This window comes from Bifidobacterium apicola (genome assembly GCF_042846865.1).
Taxonomy (GTDB): domain Bacteria; phylum Actinomycetota; class Actinomycetes; order Actinomycetales; family Bifidobacteriaceae; genus Bombiscardovia; species Bombiscardovia apicola.
Genome location: NZ_BAAFQQ010000001.1, coordinates 151,438 through 173,069 on the forward strand (window position 1 = coordinate 151,438; position 21,632 = coordinate 173,069).

Sequence of the window (21,632 nt, forward strand, 5' to 3'; positions counted from 1 at the left end):
TCGTATGCTTGTTCAGGTCACATAAGGTGGCCACCTTGAGGAAGGTGAGCCGTTGTCCCAACAAGTTGATCACGCATCCAACACCTCTTCCGCCGTCGTTCCCCTTCGTGGCCGAAGTGTGGTAACCCTCGACGACATTCCCATGACCCAGATCCTGGACCTGCTGGATCGGGCGGCCTACATCGACACCCATCGCCGCCAGGTGGCCCACACCTGCGACGGCCGGGTCCTGGCCACGCTTTTCTATGAACCCAGCACCCGCACCCGGCTCAGCTTCGAGACGGCCATGCTCCGTCTGGGCGGCCAGGTCATCGGGTTCGCCGGCGCCCAGCTGGCCAGCGTCTCCAAGGGGGAGTCCATCAGCGACACCCTGAAGACGGTCTCCAACTACGCCGACATCGTGGCCATCCGCCACCCCAAAGAAGGGGCCGCCCTGGTGGCCTCCCAGGCAGCCACGGTCCCGGTCATCAACGCCGGCGACGGTGGACACATGCACCCGACCCAGACCCTGACCGACCTGGCTACCATCCGCGCCCGCAAGGGTCGGCTGAATCACCTGACCATCGGCCTGTGCGGGGATCTGACCTTCGGCCGCACCGTCCACTCCCTGATCACCACCCTCTGCCGCCTGGGCCATGTGGACTTCGTCCTGATCAGCCCCGACGAGCTGCGTACCCCCGAATACGTCCTGGAGAGGATTCGCTCCTCGGCCGACTGCACCTACCGTGAGACCGGGGATCTGAACGGGGTCATCGGCGACCTGGACGTGCTCTACATGACCCGTGTCCAGCAGGAGCGCTTCTTCAACGAGGACGATTACCTGCGTCTGCGCGACACCTACATTCTGAATGCGGACAAGCTTCGGTCCGCACGCCCCGACATGGCCATCCTCCACCCGCTGCCCAGGGTCAATGAGATCGCCGTGGAGGTGGACGATGATCCGCGTGCGGCCTACTTCCAGCAGGTCCGCAATGGCATGCTGGTCAGAATGGCCCTGGAAAGCGCCCTGCTGGGTGACGAGTTGCCCGGTTATCGCAAGCAGAAGGAGGTGGCGGCATGAAGGTCACCAGCATTGTTGACGGCATCATCATTGATCACGTTCGTGCGGGCACAGCCCTGAAGGTCTTGCACTACCTGCGCGTGGACCCGGCGAAGACCCGGCTGGCCCTGATCATGAATACGGACAGCCGCAAGTACGGGTCCAAGGACATCATCAAGATCGAGCAGACCGGGGATCTGGACCTGACCGCCCTGGGGTTCATCGCCCCCGAGGCCACCGTGGACGTGGTTCGGCAGGGCAGGATCGTCAGTAAGCATCAGCCGGACCGCCCCAATCATCTGGTCAACGTCATCACCTGCGTCAACCCCCGTTGTGTGACCACGGTGGAGACCGGTGTGGACCAGCGCTTCCACCTGGACGATGCCGGGGTCTACCGCTGCGACTACTGCGACGAGAAGGCTGAAGACTGACATGCGGCTGCTGGGGTTGACTGATTGGCGCAGCGGCAGGGCGGTCGATCTAGTGCTTCCCCAGGCAGTCGAAAGCGCGCTGATTGACGAGACCGGTACCATGTCGGCGGGGGCGGATCAGATAGACGCTTCCGGGCTGGTACTGGCTCCGGCCCTGGTTGATCCCCACGTTCACCTGCGCGACCCTGGGCAGACCGATAAAGAGGATATGGTCACCGGCGCCGCTGCCGCAGCGGCTGGAGGCTTCGGGATGATACTGCTCATGCCCAATACCCAGCCCGCCATGGACGGCCATGCCAGGATGGCCGACGGGCGCACGGTCATCGACTACTTGGAATCCTATGAGCGTGACCACGGGCTGCGCCTGCCGGTGGATTACACCCTCTGCGTGGCTGCTACCAAGGACCGGGCAGGCCGTCAGGCCTCAAACCCAGACGACTGGTCGGGGCACCTGCCCGGCCACGGATGGGCACACCCTGTAGTGGCCATCAGCGACGACGGCTCGGCCGTCGCCGACCAGGCCCTGGAGGCCGTGGCCGCCAATGCCCGGGAATTCGACCTGCCCATCCTGGACCACTGTGAACGCCACGAGCACGGTCAGGTCAACCTTGGTGCTGTCAGCCGTCAGCTAGGACTGGAGGGGATTCCAGCCTCCACCGAGACCGCCATCATCAATCGGGACATCGCCCTGGCGGAACGCACCGGCACCAGGGTGCATCTGCAGCATGTCAGCACAGCCGGCGGGTTCGAAGCCGTCCGTCGGGCCAAGGCCCAGGGTCTGCCGGTCACCTGCGAGACCGCACCCCACTATCTTGCCCTCTGTGACGAGGACCTGCTGCGTTGCGGCAGCATGGCCAAGATGAATCCTCCGCTGCGGTCCCGTGCCGACCAACAGGCCGCCCTTGAGGCTGTGGCCGACGGCACTGTGGACATGATCGCCACGGACCACGCCCCCCATAGCGCTGCTGAGAAGGCGTTGGGGCTCAAGGATGCCCCCAACGGCATCATCGGCCTGGAAACTGCCTACGCGGTCTGCAACCAGGTTCTGGTCAAAAGCGGGCTCATCAGCCATGACCGTCTGATTGAGCTTATGTCCCTGGCCCCGGCCGAGCTCATAAGCATGCATCGGTTCCTGCCCGAAGACCTGCCCTCGTACATGGCCAACAAGGTCAATAAGGCCGGTCAGCCACCTGTCGACTTGGTCATCTTGGACCCCGAGGCCAAGTGGAAGGTTGATCCCAACCGCTTCCACTCCAAGGCGAGGAACACGCCCTTCGCCGGGGCGGAACTGACCGGACGGGTCATGGCCACCATCAAGGATGGGCGTCTGGTCTTCTCCCGCCTGCCCGCAAGCCGCGTCATCACCAGGGAAAGGAACTGAGCATGGACCGACTGACCGCGCTCATCCAGGACAAGCAGAATCCGACCGTGGTCGGCCTGGATCCGCGACCGGAACTGCTGCCCAGCCAGCTGATCGAACAGGCCCGGCAGCGCGCCGCCGGGAGCATGGCCCAGATGGGCCTGGACCCCAAGGACCCGCAGCAGACCCAGGGCGAACAGGCTCAGGCCGTCTGGGCGGATCACCTGGCCCGGGCCTATCTGCGCTTCAACCTGTCCATCCTGGAAGGCGTGGGCGACCTGGTGCCCGCAGTCAAGCCCCAGATCGCCATGTACGAGGCCCTGGGACCCTGGGGCATCAGGGCCTACACCGGCACCTGCCGGGCTGCAGCCGACCGCGGCCTCTATGTCATCGGGGATGTCAAGCGCGGGGACATCGGCTCCACGGCCGAGGCCTACGCCGCCCACCTGGACGGGCTTCCCCTGCCTTTCAATCCTGGGCAGGCAGTGAATGGGCCGGCCCCAACAGGCGGGAGGTTCCCCTGGTATGAGGATGCCCTGACCATCAATGTCTACCTGGGCTCCGACGGGGTGGAACCCTTCCTGCAGGCAGCCGGGCACATCCAGGGAGACCTCTTCGCCCTGGTGCGCACCTCCAACCCCTCAGGCAGCCAGATCCAGGAACTGGGCCTGGACGTGAGCTCGGGCGGCGGCACCATTTATCAGCGCCTGGGCGAGTTGGTCGAATCCTGGGGGCAGCCCTCCATCGGCCAATCAGGCTACTCCAGGCTTGGAGCCGTGGTCGGCGCCACCCATCCCGAGGACGGCGCACTGCTGCGGCAGGCCATGCCCCACACCTTCTTCCTGGTCCCCGGCTACGGAGCCCAGGGTGGTTCGGCGGCCGACGTGGCGCCCATGTTCGACCGGTCCGGAGGCGGCGCTGTGGTCAACTCCTCACGGGGGATCATCGCAGCCTGGCGGAAGGATCCGGACTACAGCCCGCAGCTGAGCGTTCAGGCGGCACTGGGCATGGTCACCCGCGATGCCCGCCAAGCCGCGCAGGCCATGAAGGACGATCTCAATCAGGCGATCAAGGAGGCCCGATGAAACCCAACCTCTTCATATCCACCAGCCGGGTGGAGAAGCAGGCCCAAGAGGCAGGCCGACTGCCCGGACGGCGTACCGCCCAGGTCACCGGCATGGAGCCCTTGGACCGGCAGGTCTGGCGGATGATCATCCGCGACCCCTACCTGGCAGCCCACGCCCCGGCAGGTGCCTTCATCAACCTCTACTCGGCCGACCGGATGACCATGATGCCCAGGCCCTTCGGCATCAGCCGGGTTCTGGAGGGCGAGCAGATTGAGATCATCTTCGCCGTAGTGGGCCAAGGAACCTACGAGTTCTCCCGACTGCAGCCAGGCATGGCTGTGGACCTGCTGGGGCCCCTGGGTCATGGCTTCGACCTGGAGAAGCCGGCTCACTATCTGCTGGTGGGCGGCGGCCTGGGCGTCCCCCCGCTGATCCGCGCAGCCCAGTGCCTGCAAGGTCGGTCCGGAGTGCGTACCACCGCCCTGCTGGGCTACCGGGACCATCGGTTCGCGGATGCCATCATGGGCTCGCTGACCGATCGGCTGGAATCCATCGACAATGCCTCCGGGGATGTGATAACCCTTTTGGACCGGGTTCGCGGCGACATCGATCCCGGGCGAACCATCATCCTGACCTGCGGCCCCCTGCCCATGATGCGGGCCGTGGCCGCCTGGGCCCGTAAGGCCGGCCTGCCTGCCCAGTGCTGCATGGAGTCTCGAATGGGGTGTGGTTATGGCACCTGCGTGGCCTGCGTGGTCGACACCGTGGACGGCAGGCTCAAGGTCTGCAAGGACGGCCCGGTCTTTGCCGCCGACCGTCTGATCTGGGATGCAGGCGGGGACAAGGAGGAGGCACGATGAGCGGGCTGACAATCATGGATCCTCTGGAGCCGCACACCTGGCGGCATGGCACTGTTGTGGCCGGCATGCCCTGGAAGAACCCGGTGGGCACGGCCTCGGGCACCTTCAATCTGGATGCCTGCGGGGGTTATTACGACGTCTCCCAGATGGGTGCCATCTCCACCAAGGGTGTTTCACCGGTTCCCTGGGAAGGCAACCCCACGCCCAGGACCGCCGAGAGCCCAGCCGGCATGGTCAACTCCGTGGGTCTGCAGAACCCGGGTGTGGACCATTATCTGGTGGACGAGCTGCCCAGACTCAAGGCCCTGGGAGCCAACGTGGTCACCAATGTGGCCGGTCACAGCGACGAGGACTATGCCACGGTCGTGGAACGCTTGGCCGACTCCCCGGCGGACATGCTGGAGATCAACGTCTCCTGCCCCAACGTCTCACACGGGGGGATGTCCGTAGGCACTGACGCCAAGGCCCTGAACCGGCTGATCACCCGCCTGCGGGCCTTGACCGACAAACCCATGGTGGTCAAGCTGACCCCCAACGTCACCGACATCGTGGAGGTGGCCCGGGCGGCCGTCGATGGGGGAGCGGATGCCCTCAGCCTGATCAACACCCTGGTGGGCATGCGTATCGACATCAACACGGGCAGACCCATCCTGGCCCAGGGCACCGGCGGTGTCTCAGGCCCCTGTATCCTGCCTATTGCCTTGTCCTTCGTCTGGCGGGTGCGCCAGGCACTGCCCGATATTCCCATCATCGGCATCGGAGGCATTGACTCGGGACGCACAGCCTTGGAATTTCTTTATGCAGGGGCCAACGCCGTGGAGGTGGGAGCTGCGGCCCTGGTGGACCCTGTGGCGCCCATGCGGGTGGCTCGGGAGCTGGATGATCTGTTGGACGAGCGGCCCGATCTGGCCGATTTGCTCAAGAAAGGGGAGTGCTGGCGATGAGCGCATCCGCAGCCGAAAACAAGACCGATAATGAAGGGGACGCCCAGGAGGAGACTCGCCGAATCCAGGAGGGCTTCACCAGCTTCCTGCTGCAGAGCGGGGCCCTCAAGTTCGGTGACTTCACTCTGAAGTCGGGGCGGCGCTCGCCCTACTTCATCAACGCCGGAGCCTTCAATGACGGGCGGTTGATCGCCCTGCTGGGGGAGTTCTACGCCCGGACCATCGTGCAGGCCGTGAAGCAGGGGACCCTGCCCGCCGACATCGACACGGTTTTCGGCCCGGCTTATAAGGGGATTCCCTTGGCCGTCTCCACCGCCATCGCCCTGAGCGGGGCGCACGACATGCCGGTCGGCTACACCTTTGACCGCAAGGAGGTCAAGGACCATGGCGACGGAGGCCTCATGGTCGGCACCCAGCTCAGGGATGGCATGAGGGTGTTGCTGGTGGATGACGTCATGACCGCCGGGACTGCGGTGCGCCAGGTGGTGCCCAAGATTATGTCCCAGGCTAAGGTGACCATCGTCGGCCTGGTGCTCTCGGTGGACCGGATGGAGCGTACCGGACAGGGCCAGGGCTCGGCTGTCGAGTCCATCATGGACGAGTTCCACTTCCCTGTCATCAGCATCGTCAACGTCCGCCAGATCTTCGACGCGGCCGCCTCTATGAAGGGCCCGGATGGGTCATCCATTCTGGACCAGCGTACTGCCGATGCCGCCAGGGATTATCTGGAGCGCTACGGGGCCTGAGCAGGGAAAGACGACTGCTTGGATTCTTGTCGGCTCCATGCCGATTGCGCATGCAGGCTACATTGACGCACATTCTTCAGATGGCCACTCTGTCAGCCGAACCTCGTGTAGATTGGTAAAGGTTCGACGGGCAGGCCGACGGATCATCATCACAAGGAAGGCCATGGATCATGACGAAACCGCTGGAGCAGAATGGTCATGAACAATCGGACCAGGATGGGGTCGATGATGAAAATGCCGTCGATCAGATGCATTCAGAGGATGCGGTGCAGCCTGCCGCTGCAGTTGGAACGACTGATGCGGTGAAACCTTCAGATGTAGCAGAATCTGATGATGGACGCAATCCATCTAGTCAGGAAACGGCAGAGACAGGCCAGCCTCAGGAGACTGAGCTTAAAGAGAGAGAATCTGCAAAGCGGTCTCGGAGAGTGCCTCTGGTATTGGCTGCAGTGGCTCTTGTGCTGGTGCTTGTTGCAGGTACCTACATGCTGTGGACCAGTCGTTCAGAAGACGACCAGCCGGCTCGAAATCCTTCTGCCGGAGCATCTACAGCTCAAGTCAGCCAGGGCCCCAGCGGGGACGCCAAAGCCTACAAGGCCCTGCAAGCGGTCGCTGTCAAGCCGTCAGTAGCGGACGATCAGGGAGGGCTGACCATTTCATCTAAAGGTATCGGCAGCAAGAACAAGGTTGCTGATGCGCCTACTCTTGAGATCTTCATGGATCCCATGTGCCCCTGGTGCGGCAAGGTGGGCAGAGTCATCGATCCTCAGCTGCAGCGCATGATCAGCGCCGGTCAGATCAACGTCACCTATAACTTTTTGAACTTCCTGGATTCGGCTTCCAGCGACCAATACTCCAGCCGGGTGGACAACGCCCTGGCCATGGTGGCCCAGGAGGATCCGGAACATCTGCCCGCCTTTGCCGCTGCCGTCTTCGCAGACGACTTCCAACCCAATGAGAGCTCATACCATGCAGTCTCCGACGCCCGTCTGGCCGACCAAGCCGTGGGAGCGGGCGTACCCAGGTCCCTGGCTGACCGCTTCGCCCAAGGCACATACAGGTCATGGGTGGACAAGGTCAACGCCTATGCCATCACCCGCAAGGATGCCAAAAACGCCAAGGGGGAGTTCACAACACCTACCATCATGATCAACGGCAAGATCTGGGATCTGACCGCAGCGGCAAAAAGCCAAGGAGGTCTGGAACATCTGGACCGAGCCCTGCTTAAGGCCTTGGGGCTCAAATCGCAGGATGTGGGCCGCCAGGGAAGGATGCCTTCCATCGGAGCCCACGGAAAAGCGATGGAAGTAGAGTAACTAGCGACTACTGAGCAGTTACTCACCAGTGGTGAAGTTCAATGACTGCTGCTAGAGAATAAGCTCTTGCTGTTTTCAACTGTTGCCTGTTTGGCTCATGCCTGGTTGACTGTTAATCGCCAGGCTCCCGTTCGATCAGCGAGTATCCGTGGTTGGACACTACCTGGCGCAGCTTGTCCAAGTACAGTTCCGCGGCATGCGACAGCTTGGTACGGCTGTTGACAATCCAGCCCACAAGCATGGATTCATCTGACTCCAAGGGGACGCTGACAATCTTTTCATTGTTAAGATCCTCGTTGTCGATGCCAGTGCAGACCGTGTAGGCGTTGAGCCCAACGATGAAGTTAAGCATGGTTGCCCGATCGCTCACGGTGATCTGCTTGGGGGAGTAGTCAGGCCAGACCGCCTCCTCGGCAAAGTAGAAGGAACCCTCCTCACCCTGTTCGTACTGAAGGAATGGGTAGGGCTCCAGATCCTTCATGGTCACCATGGCCCGATCGGCCAGGGGATTGGTGCGGGCGATGAAGACATGCAGGTCCGCGCGGAAGAGGGGATGGAAGTCCAGGTGCTTCTCGCGGAGCATCTTGGACAGGACCCGTTTGTTGAAGTCGGACTCGTAGATGATGCCGATCTCGGACTGGAGGGTGGCCACCTGGTCGATGATGTCCCTGGTGCGCGTCTCCCGTATGGTGAATTCGTACTCGTCCGAATCGATGGAGTTGATCATCTCCACGAACGCTTCCACGGCGAACATGTAGTGCTGGGTGGAGACCCGGCAAAGCTGTTTGCGGGGCCTGACCTGCCGGTAGCGGGCCTCCAGCAGGTCGGTCTGGTCCAGAATCTGCCGGGCGTAGGTCAGGAATTCCGCGCCGTCCACGGTCAGAGCAATCCCCTGCGAATGGCGGGTGAAGATTTCGATGCCCAGCTCGTTCTCCAACTCCTTGACCGATGAGCTCAGGGCCGGTTGAGAGATATAGAGCTCATGCGAGGCCTCGTTCATGGAACCGCATTCGACAATCTTGACGATGTAGCGCAGTTGGAGCAGTGTCATATAAGCCAATCTATACCCAAGGCCCTATCGGCCCAGAGCCGCGGTTTCCGCCATACCCTGGTTTGCGGCCACCTGATCCAGATAGCGACCCGGGCCCTGGACCTGGGGGCTGCCGTCTTCATCGGTCTCGAAGTTGTAGACCATGGGCACGCCGGTGGGCACATTGATGGATCGGATGTCCTTGTCGTCTACGCCTTCAAGAACCTTGATAAGGCTGCGGACCACGGAACCGTGGGTGACGATGAGCACGGTCCGGCCCTGGGCCAGGTTGGGGACTATCCGGCTGCGCCAATAAGGATGCAGACGAAGTAGCAGGTCCTTGAGGCACTCGGCTCGGATCTCGGCCGGATTCTGGCTGTCCAACCCGTCGCGCATGGCCGGGGCATAGCGCGGATCCCCTCCCTGAAAGTAGGGTGAATCGGTTTCGATGGCCGGAGGCCGAACATCGTAGGAACGTCGGTAGATATTGAATTGCTGCTGGCCGTAGCGTTCCAGCATGGCCGGTCGCGTCTGTCCCTGGAAGGCGCCATAGTGGCGTTCGTTCAGCCTCCAGGTGCGCTCCACCGGAATCCAGGCCCGATCAACAAGATCCAGCACCGTGTTGGCGGTGATGATGCTGCGGGTCAGCAGTGAGGTGAAGACCAGGTCGGGCAGCAGGCCTGACTGCCTGAGCAGCTGTCCGGCATGACGGGCCTGTTGCAGTCCGCGTTCCGTCAGCGGCACGTCCACCCAACCGGCAAAACGGTTGATAGACTTCTGAGTCCAGACGCTTTCCCCATGACGCATGACGATGAGCTGCGCGGCCATCGAATCGACTTCCTTCCCGATGACGTGTTCAGAACCAAAGCGAACTGTTTTCAAAGAACAGGGAGGCATCATCTCCATCTTGTGTGTCCTGGTCAGCCTGGGCGGCCTGGTCAGCAGTCCATTCAGTTCTGGACATGACCAGTCCTATGGCCCTGGGGAGGGCATCAGCTACTTGTCCTGCACGGATTGGTTGTCCTATGAGTCCTGTAGGAGGCCAATGGCCCTCTCGCTGGCGGTTTTCGGCTACTAGATCCGCGAAATCCTGGGGTTTGCGGGGGTCGAAGATCAACGGCTGCTCCCAGCCGGTCTGCCTGCCGCCGCTAGCGAGAGAACCAGCCAGCCCGTGCAGGAAGGCCGCAGCTGCTGTCAAATCCACCATCAGCGTGGCATCATCCTGGATCGGTCCGGCGTTCTGGGCCAGCAGAGCCCCGATGGCTCCAGAGAGCACGTCCCCTGATCCGGCTGTGGACAGCCAGGCTGGACCGAAGCCGGTGGTCATGACCCGGGGACGGTCGGTGCCGTCCTCGCCGACTACCAGCGTGACAGCCCCCTTGAGCAGAATAGTGGCCCCCGTCAGCTGGCAGGCTCGGATCGCCCAGCGCAGGGGTTCGGCCATAACCTGGTCCCCGTCCGCGTTTTCGCCGTGCGAGTTGAGCAGGGCGGCCATTTCGCCAGCATGCGGGGTCAGCACTGTGCGAGGACCCAGCCGGTCCGGCAGCAGATCCAGGGCTCCGGCATCGGCTACCACTGGCGGGTCGGCTGCAGCCTCGTCGTCGTCCAGATCAGCGGCCTGGCGGCTGAGTATGTCGGCAATCAGATCCCGCTGCCCATCCTGCCATTCAGGTCCGGCGGCCTCTTGGGCATGCTTGGTGGGCACTCCCGAACCCAGCACCCAGGACTCGACCCTTCCGCGGCCTAGGACCGTCTCAGGCAGCTCCTGCAGGATCAGATCACCCACCTGTTCGGGGCCGCAGTAGCGGATCATGCCCACGTTGCCACTGGCCGCCGCTCTGCTCGAAAGCAACCCAGCGCCATGGTAGAGGGCTGATCCGGTCACCAGACCAACCACACCACGGCTGTACTTGGTGTCATCCACCCGTGGAGACCGCAGAAGATCGGCGCAATCCTCGACGTTCATGCAGGAGACGCTGGGGACCAGGGCGGAGGTATCGAACCCGAAGTCCACCAGGACGATTCTGCCGCAGATGTAGGCTGCTGGGGGAAGCATCAGGCAGGGTTTCATGGCTCCCATGGTTACAGTTACATCCGCTGGGATGTAGGCTCCGGGCAGAGTGCCCTCGTCCACGTCCAAACCGGAGGGGGTATCCACGGCCAGAATCAGAGGTCCTTCCCGTCCGACAGGGTCGTGCCAGGCAGGCCTGTCGGGCAGGCCGCTCTCCATGCCCAGGTCTGCGGCCAGAACGGCGGGAATACCGCGCAGCGCCCCCTTGAGGCCGATACCCGTCATGGCATCAATAATCAGATCCGCCTTTCGGCACAGCTCCAGGGCTTGGTCCAGTTCATCGGAAGCCTGCTCCGGTCCGGAGGGGGTCTCGCATCCGGGGATGGCTGCCTGGGGATCCAGAGCCGTCACCACTCCGCCCGCCCGCAGGAGGGCATCCAACCCACCCTGGTGCAGGCTCCGTCCGGTGGCTACCACGGTCACATCAGCCCCATGCCCAGCCAGATCAGCCGAGGCATAAAGTCCGTCGCCGCCATTATTGCCGGCCCCTGCCAGCAGGACGATCCTGGCACCTGCCGGCTCCAATCCAGCCTGGGTCAGCATGATGTCTGCCACGGAGGCCAAGGATCCAGCGGCGATCCGCATCAGCGGCACCCCGTCATCCAAAAACGGCTGCTCCAGGGATCTGATCATGTCTGCGGAATAAGCGCTGGTGGCCAAAGTACGTCGGGCTCCGCGGAGATCATCTGATGACGGCTTCATGGCATCACACCCCTCATTCAAAAGGTCCACGTACGGCGGCGTGGCCGTCCACGTGTTGGCTCTACTCTAGCCGATGGCCTTGTCCTGCAGGCGTTATAAGGTCTGCCCATCCAAGAGGGCGGGAAAGGAAGTTTATGCAGGGATTTGCAATGCCGAACCAGGGTCAGATTCTAGCGGTGGTCCTGACGGTGGTCCTCTGTGGCCTGATTGGCTTTGAGCGCGAGTTCCTCAAACATGATGCCGGCATCCGCACCCATATTCTGGTGGGTCTGGGTAGCTGCCTGTTCACCATGGTCTCCCTCTACGGCATCCAGGCGGCTGTAGGCAACTACTCCTGGGATGCCTCCCGAATTGCAGCCGGGGTGGCCTCGGGCATCGGCTTCATCGGGGCCGGAGTCATCTTCTTTAACCATGATTCGGTCAAGGGTCTGACGACAGCCAGTGCCATTTGGGTGGCTGCTGCCGTAGGCATGGCCTGCGGGGTCCAGCTCTTCGCCATCGCCATCCTGGCGGTTATCTTCTACTTTCTGGCTGTTCTGGTCATCGCGCCCATTCTCAAGTGGTTCCTGCGCAACCGCCAGAACACGGTCTTGCGCATCATCTACCAAGACGGCCATGGCTGTCTGCGCGAGTCACTGCTGCTGGCTACCCGCATGGGATTCGAGTCCCGGGTGCTGACCATCCACGAGCTGCACCGGGATGCCTGGCAAGGGGCCGACGTTACTGTCAACCTGATCGGCAAGGGTGATGTGACGGAGCTGGTCGAATCCATAGGTCGGACTCCAGGCGTTAAAGGGGTGGAAGTCTTGGGGGAGGACGACTGACCCTCTGGCTATTAGCTGATTGACCATTTATGCGTCAAGAGCGAATCGACCTCTTACAGGAAAAGTCTGAGAAATCGCAGACCCCCCGCTCCGCTTTGCGTCGTCTTGGTGTGATCTACTCTTCGGCAACCAGATCCAGGTAATCGTCGCTCCAGAGGTCCTCATCCCCGTCGGGCATGAGCAGCACCCGCTCTGGATTGAGCGCCTTGACGGCCCCCTCGTCGTGGGTGACCAGCACGATGGCCCCTTCGTACTTGGCTATGGCCTTGAGTATCTCGTCGCGTGAAGCGGGGTCCAGATTGTTGGTAGGCTCGTCCAGCAGCAGGACATTGGCTCGGCTGGTCACCAGCGTGGCCAAGGCCAGGCGGGTCTTCTCACCGCCCGAAAGCACCTTCGTGGGCTTCATGGCATCGTCCCCTGAGAACAGAAATGAACCCAGGATGGTCCGCGCCTGGGTGTTGTCAAGGTCCGGTGCCACATGCTGCAGGTTCTCCAGAACGGTGACATCGTTGTCCAAGGTGTCATGTTCCTGGGCGAAGTAGCCGATCTTGGCCCCATGCCCCAGGGTTACCTTGCCTGTGTCGGGGTGCTCGATTCCGGCCAGCAGGCGCAGGGTGGTGGTCTTGCCAGCGCCATTGTATCCCAGGATGACCACTCGGGACCCCTTGTCGATGGCCAGGTTGATTCCGGTGAAAACGATGTTGGATCCGTAAGCCTTGGACAAGTCCTCGGCCATGATGGGCGTGCGGCCGCAGGGTGCCGGATCCGGGAAACGCAGGTCGGCAACCTTTTCGGCCTTTTCCGCCTCCTGGGTATCAGCCAGCAGGCGCTGGGCCCGGCGCATCATGTTCTGAGCGGCCACGGCCTTGGTGGCCTTGGCATGCAGGCGGATGCCCTGCCGCATCAGTCGGTCGGCCTTCTTCTCAGCCACCTCGCGTTCGCGGCGGCGGCGCTCCTCGTCCACCACGCGCTGGCGCAGGTAGGCCTTCCATCCCATGGTGTACATGTCGATGCAGGAACGTTGAGCATCCAGATGCCAGATGCGGTTGACGGTCTCGTCAAGCAGCTCGGTGGAGTGGGAGATGATCAGGAAGCCGCCCTCGAACCGGCGCAGGTAGCCCTTGAGCCATTCGATGGAGTCGGCATCCAAATGGTTGGTAGGCTCGTCCAGAATCAAAGTGTCTGCGTCAGAGAAGAGGATCCTGGCCAGCTCGACCCGTCGGCGCTGACCGCCGGAGAGGGTGCCCAGTGCCTGCTGCAGGGTCTCCTGACTCAGTCCCAGGCTCTCACCCATGACGATGGCCTGCGATTGTGCAGCATATCCCCCAGCGTTCTCGAAGTCCTGCTGGGCCTTGTCGTAGCGCTTCATGGCCTTTTCCATGATCTTGGGATCAGGACTGGTCATCTCGGTCTCGGCCTTGCGCATCCGCTGGATGATGGATGCTATGTCCCTGGCGCTCATGACCCGATCCAGGGCGCTCTGCTCGGAATCACCCGCATGGGTGGACTGTGGCAGATAGCCCAACTGTCCGGTCACCCGCACCCTGCCGGCCGAGGGAAGCATGTCGCCGGTGATGACCCGGGTCAGCGTGGTCTTGCCGGCGCCGTTGCGGCCCACCAGGCCGATCCGGTCGCCTTTGGTCACGTGGAAGTCGGTGGCTTGCAGCAGTAGTCGGGCACCTATTCGGATCTCAAGTCCCTGCGCCTCAATAGCCATGCCGCCTCTGACCCCGCTTTCCTGATGTATTCAAAACTTGCAAGGGACCATGGTAGCAAGAAGCAAGCCCCGCCAGTGCATCTCGGCTGACGGGGCAACAGGTGAATCAGCGGCGGACCAGCCGGAACCGGCTCCAGGGGAAGTAGACCAGGAAAGCGCCCACGGCAGTCAGGGCGATGACCAGCACGCCCATGGCAGCTGCGAAGGAGAATATCCTGATGCCGATACCCAGGCAGGCCCAAATGACCACCAGGCCAAAGACCCAGTCCTTGCCATGTCTGTTCATCAGATAAGCGACGGCCAGAAGCGCGCCGACCACGATGATGGTGGCGAATCCCTGGACAGCATTGCCAACCTTGTGCCCAGCGACAACCATGTATCCGGCATTGACTAGGGTGGCCATGCTCAGCCAGCTGGCGTAGATGGACAGGGGAATCCAGTCCAAGGCCTTGGCCGCAGTCGGAGTTCCGGCCTTAGTGGCGTCCCTGCGCACCAGTGCGTAGAGCATCCAGGCCAAGACGGTCATAATCAGGATGATGACCAAGGCCCAGAAGTTGCGCTCCATGTGCCACAATGCCAGCCAGGCGATATTCAAGCAGCAGGTTGCAACGAAGAGGATCCCGCTCAGTGTGAAGGGCAGGAAGCCCAGACGCTTGCGGCTGGGGCCGGCCAGGCAGAAGCGGAAGAGCCAGACAGCCAAGGCAATGTATATGACTCCCCATATGGCAAAGACGTAGCCCGCAGGCATGATCCACAGGTCGACCTTGCGAGCCAGGCCACCCACAGTCGTGCCATTGAAGTGATAGACCTCCGCATAGCCGTTGAAGCCCACCATGGCAACCCAGGCCACCCAGAGCAGAATATCCTCGAACAGCTTCCAGCCGCGCCCCTTCGAAGATTCCTGTTTCTTTTCAGGTTGGCCCGGCTTTTGCTGCTGTTCCTTTGCTTGGTTCTGTGTTTGATCTGATCCCTGCGCTGCTTCATTGCCGCCGCGATCGGAACGAGCATTACCACCATTGGCGGTCTCATCGGCGCTGGCTTTTCCAGCCGGTACCTTCTTCGACGAATTATCAGCCTGCTTGGCAGCGGCACCCAGGGACGAAGAAGCCGAAGTAGATGAATTTGAAGTCGGTGAATTCGAAGATGGCGAACCTGCACTCGTCGAACTCTGTGTTGCCGATGCCGAGCTCGATGCCGCGGAATCCGAACTTGTCGAATTTGCGGCTGATTGTCTGCCCTGCATGGCAGGGGAGGTGCGCTTGGCTCTCTCGACTGGATCCTCCTCGTCGGTCCATAGTCTGCGCGGATTGTCCTTGTCAGTCATGGCACATGCTTCCTCTCCTTGCCGGCCGCAACCGTACTGCCGCCGTGGGGATGGCCCCGGGCATGGGCCGACCGGCCTCTGCTTCAACTTTAAATCGGCCTACCGCGCTCGGTGGTATTGACTACCCGGTCCAGGCGCCCGCCGGTGCTAGCCTGAAGCCGAGTGTCGGAGAGGGGAGTGCAAGATGGCCGAACCTTCACATAGATGCGACTGGGCACAGGTTGACGATCAGCTCATGCGCAGCTATCACGACCGCGAGTGGGGCCGCCCCCTGCACGGCTCCCAGAGGCTCTTCGCCATGCTCTCCCTGGAGATATTCCAGTGCGGGCTCAGCTGGCAGCTGGTCCTGCATCGCCGCCAGGCCCTGTTCAAGGATTTCGACAACTTCGATGTTCAAGCGGTCGCTGCCTTCGATGCCGACCGAATCGACTGTCTCATGACCGATCCGGCCATCATCCGCAATCGCCGCAAAATTGAAGCCACGGTCGCCAACGCCGACCTGATCGCCCGCCAACTGCCCGGAGAGGAATTCGACCGTTACTGCTGGTCCTTCACAGGCGGGCTGACCATCAATCATGACTACCCGGACGATCCGTCCATACCGCGCTACGACCACCTGTCCGCCATCGTCTGCAAGGACATGCGCGACCTGGGCCTGCGCTTCCTCGGACCAGTAACGGTCCACTCCTTTCTCCAAGCGGCCGGCATCATCAACGATCACCAGCACGACTGCTTCCTCAACGGCTGCGGCCGCCCGCCCCTGGATCCGCCAGTCCCAGCCATCTAAGCCGTCATCGAACACCTGTTCGAATTATTCGGCCCCGGCGATAGTATGGTCAGGCTTTGGCCTCAGCCTTGGCCATGGGTCTTCAGGGAAGCGGATGGGAAGCACGTGAAGCAGCACAACAAGCCTAAGTCGACAGTGGACGCGGCCATCGAGAACCCGCGCATGATCGAATCCAAGGGGTCCCTGGTGGCGGACCTGTCCAAGGTGCCCAACGACCGCAAAATCGTCATCCAAGGCGCCCGGGCCCACAACCTCAAGAACGTCAACCTGTCCATACCCCGCAACCGGATGGTGGTCTTCACCGGCCTGTCAGGCTCCGGCAAGTCCTCCCTGGCCTTCGATACCCTTTTCGCCGAGGGTCAGCGACGCTATGTTGAGTCCCTTTCCGCCTATGCCCGCCAGTTCCTGGGCCAGATGGACAAGCCCGACGTGGACTTCATCGAAGGTCTGAGCCCAGCTGTCTCCATCGACCAGAAGACCACCAACCGCAACCCTCGATCCACTGTAGGAACCATCACCGAGGTTTACGACTATTTGCGCCTGCTCTTCGCCAGGACAGGCATCCCCCACTGCCCGGTCTGCGGGGCCGAGGTGCGCGCCCAGTCGCCGCAGCAGATCGTCGACACTCTTATGTCCAGGCCCGAAGGGACCCGCTTCCAACTGCTGGCCCCCATCGTCAAGGGCCGCAAGGGCGAGTTCGTTGAAACCCTGGATCTTCTGCGTTCTGACGGCTATTCACGAGCCATCATCGACGGGGACATGCACCAGCTGTCAGAATCAATCAAGCTGACCAAGCAGAAGAAGCACACCATCGAGGTGGTGGTGGACCGGCTGGTCATCCGCGAGGGCATGCGCCAGCGGCTGACCGACTCGGTGGAAACCGCCCTGCGACTGGCCAAGGGGACGGTGGTGGCCGACTTCGTGGATCTGGATGCCAAGGACCCCGAGCGTCGTCAGCCCTTCTCCGAAAAGCGGTCCTGTCCAAACGGCCATGAGCTGGAGCTGGATGAGATTGAACCCAGGACGTTCTCCTTCAACGCTCCCTACGGAGCCTGTCCGGCCTGCACCGGTCTGGGATTCAACCTGGAGATCGACCCCGAGCTGGTGGTGCCAGACCCAGACAAGAGCCTCAAGGACGGGGCCGTGGAGCCTTGGAGCGGCACCAAGAGCCAGCAGCGCTTCTACGGCCACCTGCTGGACGGGCTGGCCAAGGAGATGGGCTTCTCCACCTCGACCCCATGGAAGGACCTGCCAGAGGAAGTCCGCCACGCCGTCATGTACGGGCACGATTTCAAGGTGGACGTCTCCTACCGGAACCGCTGGGGCCGTCTGCGCGAGTACACCACCGGATTTGAGGGCGTGGTTCGCACCCTGATGCGCCGCCACGACGAGACCGACTCGCAGCCCATGAAGCAGTACTACGAGTCCTACATGCGCGAGGTGCCATGCCAGGTCTGCCAGGGCAAGCGCCTGAAGCCCGAGGTGCTGGCTGTGACCGTGGACGGCCTGTCCATCGCCCAGGTCTGCGACATGGCCGTATCCGCCAGTCTGAAGTGGGTTGAGGGCCTGCACATGGAGGGCGCCCAGGCCAAGATCGCCGGGGAGGTTCTCAAGGAGATCCGTGCTCGTCTGCGCTTCCTCAACGACGTGGGCCTGAACTACTTGACCCTGTCCCGGGCGGCAGCCACCCTCTCTGGCGGCGAGGCCCAGCGCATCCGTCTGGCCACCCAGATCGGCTCGGGCCTGGTGGGCGTCATGTACGTATTGGACGAGCCCTCCATCGGCCTGCACCAGCGGGACAACGACCGGCTGATCAAGACCCTGCAGCGGCTGCGCGACCTGGGCAACACCCTGATCGTGGTCGAGCACGACGAGGACACCATCCGCCAGGCCGACTGGCTGGTCGATATCGGCCCGGGGGCCGGCGAACATGGCGGGGAGGTCATCTTCTCCGGGCGCTCGCAGGACCTGGTCAAGGCCTCCCGCTCCATCACCGCCGACTACATCGCCGGACGCCGTTCCATCGAGGTGCCCAAGCGCCGCCGCAAGACCAACCGGACCCGTCAGCTGACCGTGGTGGGGGCACGCGAGAACAACCTGAAGAACCTCAAGGTCTCCTTCCCGCTGGGGGTCATGACCCTGGTCACCGGCGTCTCCGGCTCCGGCAAGTCCACCCTGGTCAACTCCATCCTCTATCCGGTGCTGGCCGACCAGCTCAACAACGCCCGCATCGTGCCCGGCAAGCACACCAGGGTGGAGGGCGTGGACCAGGTGCGCAAGGTCATCCACGTGGACCAGAACCCCATCGGCCGCACCCCCCGTTCCAACCCGGCCACCTACACGGGCGTCTGGGACAAGATCCGCCAGCTTTTTGCCAAGACGCCAGAGGCCCAGGTGCGCGGCTACGGTCCAGGCCGTTTCTCCTTCAACGTCAAAGGCGGCCGTTGCGAGACCTGCCACGGGGACGGAACCATCAAGATCGAGATGAACTTCCTGCCCGACGTCTACGTGCAGTGCGAGACCTGCCATGGCAAGCGCTACAACAGGGAGACCCTGGAGGTCACCTACAACGGAAAGACCGTCTCTGACGTGCTGGACATGCCCATCGAGGAGGCCGCCCGCTTCTTCAAGGCCTACCCCTCCATCGCCCGCTACCTGGACACCCTGGTGGACGTGGGCCTGGGCTACATCCGCCTTGGCCAGCCGGCTCCGACCCTGTCCGGAGGCGAGTCCCAGCGGGTCAAGCTGGCCACCGAGCTGCAGCGGCGCTCCGACGGCAAGACCGTCTACATCCTGGACGAGCCCACCACTGGTCTGCACTTCGAGGATGTCCGCAAGCTGCTCAAGGTCCTGCACGGCCTGGTCGACAAGGGCAACACGGTCATCGTCATCGAACACAACTTGGACGTGATCAAGACCGCAGACTGGATCATCGACCTGGGACCCGAGGGCGGCGACGGCGGCGGCACCGTGGTAGCCCAGGGCACCCCCGAACAGGTGGCCGCCAATCCGAACAGCTGGACTGGCAAGTATCTGAAGCCCATGCTGGATCCCGCCAAGGTAGCCAAGGCCACCCGATCATGACCCGTAGCTGCTTTGAGCGGCACACGCCGCAGGTATGGCGACGTACCGCCCAAGCCCTGGAGGAGGAGTCCGCCACCGGCACCACGACCGGCGTCAACAAGAACGGCGCGCCCCTGCTGGGCGACAGCCGCGACCTCTTCCGTCCCAAGACCTCGGACATTCCCACTCAGCCGGGGGTCTACAAGTGGCGGGATGGCGACGGCCGGGTCATCTACGTGGGCAAGGCCAAGAACCTGCGCAACCGTCTGACCAACTACTTCCAGCCCCTGGAAAACCTGCATCCGCGCACCCAGACCATGGTGCTGACGGCCCGGAGCCTGGAGTGGACCGTGGTGGGCACCGACCTGGAGTCCCTGACCCTGGAATACACCTGGATCAAGGAGTTCGATCCCCGCTTCAACGTCAAGCTGCGGGACGACAAGACCTACCCCTACCTGGCTGTCTCCGTGGGGGAGGAGTTCCCCCGGGTATGGATGACCCGCGTGCGCAAACGGCACGACACCCGCTACTTCGGCCCCTATGCCAAGGTCTGGGACATGAAGCACACCCTGGATGCCCTGCTCAAGACCTATCCGGTGCGCACCTGTACCCCCGGCGTCTTCCGCAAGGCCAAGCTCAGCGGCCGTCCCTGCCTGCTGGCCTCCATCGGCAAGTGCTCGGCCCCCTGTGTGGGCCGGATCAGCGCCAGCGACCACCGTCGTCTGTGTACGGAGCTGACCGGGGTCATCACCGGCAGGCTGGGCAAGAGCTACCGGGCCGGACTGACCAGGAGCATGCAGAAGGCCAGCGAGGATCTGGACTTCGAGAAGGCCGCCCGCCTGCGCGACCAGATCGCCATGCTGGACACGGTCATCGAGCAGAATGCCGTCGCCTTCGCCTCCAACGTGGATGTGGATGTCTTCGGTGTGGCCTCGGACGAACTGGAGGCCTCGGTCCACGCCTTCTTCGTGCGCTCAGGGGCCATCCGCGGCGAACGCAACTGGAGTGTGGAGCGGGTCGAGGACGTCTCCGACAGCGAACTGATCAGCGACCTCTTGGTGCAGGTTTACTCGGATCTGATGAATGAGAACGACAGCGAACTGCACAAGCTGCCCGGAGAGTCGGATACCCCTGTCGCCATCAGCCAGGACCGGGATGCCATGGGCTCCACCCAGAAGGTCACAGCCTTGGATGCCGAGGCCCGGGCCAAGGCCACCAGGAGTCGGCACCGTCATCAGGATCAGACCGGACGTGCCGACCTGCTGGCCCCCATCTCGCCGGTGCCTCCCGAGGTCATTGTCCCCATCCAGCCGGATCGGACCGGTGACCTGCAGGAGTGGCTGCGGGAGCTGCGCGGATCCGCAGTGACCATCCGTGTAGCCAGCCGGGGCGAAAAGAAGTCCTTGATGGACCGGGCCAACGCCAACGCCCGCCAGGCCCTGCAGCGCAGCAAGCTCAGCCGCATGAGCGACATGGGCACCCGCACCCAGGCCATGAACGACGTGGCCAAGGCCCTTGGGCTGGATCGCGCCCCGCTGCGCATCGAGTGCTACGACATCTCCAACACCGTAGGCGGCCAGTTCCAGGTGGCCTCCATGGTGGTCTTCGAGGATGCCATCCCCAAGAAGTCCGAGTACCGCCGGTTCGCCATCCGCGGTGAGGACGGCAAGGGCGCTGTGGACGATATGAGCGCCATCTACGAGACCCTGACCCGGCGCTTCCGCCACGGCAACATTGCGGGTGACAGCGGCGACAGCATGGAGGCCGAGCGAAAGGCCAGCGACAAGGCACCCGAATTGGTGGAGCAGGAGGAAGGGGCCATCGTCCAGCAGAACACCGCCTCCCGCCACTTCGCCTACAAGCCCAACCTGGTCGTGGTCGACGGCGGCAAGCCCCAGGTGACCGCTGCTGCCCGGGCCCTGCACGACTGTGGTGTGGACGATGTGGCCCTGTGCGGGCTGGCCAAGCGCCTGGAGGAGGTCTGGGTGCCTGACGACGACTATCCCATCATCCTCAAGCGTCAGTCCGAGGGCATGTACCTGCTGCAGCGGGTGCGCGATGAGTCCCACCGCTTCGCCATCACCTACCACCGGCAGACCCGGCGCAAGGGTGCCCTCCGTTCGGCCCTGGATGAGATTCCGGGCATCGGCTCTGCCTATCAGAAGAAGCTGCTCAATCACTTTGGGTCGGTCAAGCGCATGCGCCAGGCCTCCAAGGAGGAGCTGGAGGCCGTCAAGGGCATCGGCTCAGCCAAGGCCGAGGCCATCTACCAGGCACTGCACAGCGATCAGGACCAGACCGGGGACAGCCAGCGATAAAATGACTCGTGAGGCTGGCAAAGGGCCATGCCC

At 62.9% G+C, this 21,632-nt stretch carries 17 protein-coding genes; 12 read left to right on the top strand and 5 right to left on the bottom strand.

All coding sequences use genetic code 11. The annotated features are described in order from the left end of the window. Nucleotides 1-52 precede the first annotated feature (52 nt). The 8 genes from pyrB to ACGG9J_RS00660 all read left to right on the top strand — a co-directional run bounded on the left by pyrB (nt 53) and on the right by ACGG9J_RS00660 (nt 7,763). On the top strand, nt 53-1,060 hold the full coding sequence (gene pyrB, locus ACGG9J_RS00625; RefSeq protein WP_024627990.1) for an aspartate carbamoyltransferase: 1,008 nt from the start codon (nt 53-55) through the stop codon (nt 1,058-1,060). Beyond that, nucleotides 1,057-1,470 carry an aspartate carbamoyltransferase regulatory subunit gene (locus tag ACGG9J_RS00630; RefSeq protein ID WP_045924450.1) on the top strand — a complete coding sequence of 138 codons (414 nt, stop codon included), beginning with the start codon at nt 1,057-1,059 and terminating at the stop codon, nt 1,468-1,470. Before pyrB ends, ACGG9J_RS00630 begins: the two co-directional genes overlap by 4 nt. Before the next feature lies 1 nt (nt 1,471). Continuing rightward, nucleotides 1,472-2,851, top strand: a complete 1,380-nt coding sequence (locus ACGG9J_RS00635; protein ID WP_390132680.1) for a dihydroorotase — start codon at nt 1,472-1,474, stop codon at nt 2,849-2,851. Between the two features lie 2 nt (nt 2,852-2,853). Next, on the top strand, nt 2,854-3,915 hold the full coding sequence (gene pyrF, locus ACGG9J_RS00640) for an orotidine-5'-phosphate decarboxylase (protein ID WP_390132682.1): 1,062 nt from the start codon (nt 2,854-2,856) through the stop codon (nt 3,913-3,915). Continuing rightward, nucleotides 3,912-4,757, top strand: coding sequence for a dihydroorotate dehydrogenase electron transfer subunit (locus tag ACGG9J_RS00645; protein ID WP_390132684.1), 846 nt, complete (start codon nt 3,912-3,914; stop codon nt 4,755-4,757). The genes pyrF and ACGG9J_RS00645 overlap by 4 nt, the downstream gene beginning before the upstream one ends. Beyond that, nucleotides 4,754-5,701 carry a dihydroorotate dehydrogenase gene (locus tag ACGG9J_RS00650; protein ID WP_390132686.1) on the top strand — a complete coding sequence of 316 codons (948 nt, stop codon included), beginning with the start codon at nt 4,754-4,756 and terminating at the stop codon, nt 5,699-5,701. The genes ACGG9J_RS00645 and ACGG9J_RS00650 overlap by 4 nt, the downstream gene beginning before the upstream one ends. Next, a complete protein-coding gene (gene pyrE, locus ACGG9J_RS00655; RefSeq protein WP_390132688.1) occupies nt 5,698-6,447 on the top strand; it encodes an orotate phosphoribosyltransferase in 750 nt (249 codons plus the stop codon). Before ACGG9J_RS00650 ends, pyrE begins: the two co-directional genes overlap by 4 nt. Nucleotides 6,448-6,617: 170 nt before the next feature. Then, complete coding sequence (locus tag ACGG9J_RS00660) at nt 6,618-7,763, top strand: DsbA family protein (RefSeq protein ID WP_390132690.1); 1,146 nt, start codon at nt 6,618-6,620, stop codon at nt 7,761-7,763. A gap of 112 nt (nt 7,764-7,875) precedes the next feature. On the opposite strand, the gene ACGG9J_RS00665 is transcribed toward ACGG9J_RS00660, so the two are convergent. Genes ACGG9J_RS00665 through ACGG9J_RS00675 form a run of 3 tightly spaced genes read right to left on the bottom strand, consistent with a single transcriptional unit; the run spans nt 7,876 to nt 11,566 of the window. Then, nucleotides 7,876-8,814 carry a LysR family transcriptional regulator gene (locus ACGG9J_RS00665; protein WP_390132692.1) on the bottom strand — a complete coding sequence of 313 codons (939 nt, stop codon included), beginning with the start codon at nt 8,812-8,814 and terminating at the stop codon, nt 7,876-7,878. A 24-nt stretch (nt 8,815-8,838) separates the two neighbouring features. Continuing rightward, entirely contained in the window at nt 8,839-9,621 is a 783-nt protein-coding gene (locus ACGG9J_RS00670) for a 2,3-bisphosphoglycerate-dependent phosphoglycerate mutase (protein ID WP_390132694.1), read from the bottom strand. A gap of 28 nt (nt 9,622-9,649) precedes the next feature. Further along, the gene (locus ACGG9J_RS00675) at nt 9,650-11,566 is read right to left on the bottom strand and encodes a bifunctional ADP-dependent NAD(P)H-hydrate dehydratase/NAD(P)H-hydrate epimerase (RefSeq protein WP_390132696.1); all 1,917 of its coding nucleotides are present in this window, start codon (nt 11,564-11,566) and stop codon (nt 9,650-9,652) included. Between the two features lie 134 nt (nt 11,567-11,700). On the opposite strand from ACGG9J_RS00675, the gene ACGG9J_RS00680 reads away from it, so the two are divergent. Further along, the gene (locus ACGG9J_RS00680) at nt 11,701-12,390 is read left to right on the top strand and encodes an MgtC/SapB family protein (RefSeq protein WP_390132698.1); all 690 of its coding nucleotides are present in this window, start codon (nt 11,701-11,703) and stop codon (nt 12,388-12,390) included. Between the two features lie 115 nt (nt 12,391-12,505). Here the strand turns inward: ACGG9J_RS00680 and ACGG9J_RS00685 are convergent, their stop codons facing one another. Both ACGG9J_RS00685 and ACGG9J_RS00690 read right to left on the bottom strand, forming a co-directional pair. Beyond that, nucleotides 12,506-14,107, bottom strand: coding sequence for an ABC-F family ATP-binding cassette domain-containing protein (locus ACGG9J_RS00685; protein WP_390132701.1), 1,602 nt, complete (start codon nt 14,105-14,107; stop codon nt 12,506-12,508). A gap of 106 nt (nt 14,108-14,213) precedes the next feature. Further along, nucleotides 14,214-15,431, bottom strand: a complete 1,218-nt coding sequence (locus tag ACGG9J_RS00690; RefSeq protein ID WP_390132703.1) for a TspO/MBR family protein — start codon at nt 15,429-15,431, stop codon at nt 14,214-14,216. Between the two features lie 184 nt (nt 15,432-15,615). Between ACGG9J_RS00690 and ACGG9J_RS00695 the strand changes: the two genes are divergently transcribed. From ACGG9J_RS00695 to uvrC, 3 genes are all read left to right on the top strand, one after another. Beyond that, nucleotides 15,616-16,218 (top strand): DNA-3-methyladenine glycosylase I, encoded by a 603-nt coding sequence (locus tag ACGG9J_RS00695; RefSeq protein WP_390132705.1) that lies wholly within the window; start codon nt 15,616-15,618, stop codon nt 16,216-16,218. A gap of 162 nt (nt 16,219-16,380) precedes the next feature. After that, nucleotides 16,381-19,302: an excinuclease ABC subunit UvrA gene (uvrA, locus tag ACGG9J_RS00700; protein WP_390135269.1), complete on the top strand. Its 2,922-nt coding sequence runs from the start codon at nt 16,381-16,383 to the stop codon at nt 19,300-19,302. Then, complete coding sequence (gene uvrC, locus ACGG9J_RS00705; protein WP_390132707.1) at nt 19,299-21,599, top strand: excinuclease ABC subunit UvrC; 2,301 nt, start codon at nt 19,299-19,301, stop codon at nt 21,597-21,599. The genes uvrA and uvrC overlap by 4 nt, the downstream gene beginning before the upstream one ends. Nucleotides 21,600-21,632 lie beyond the last annotated feature (33 nt).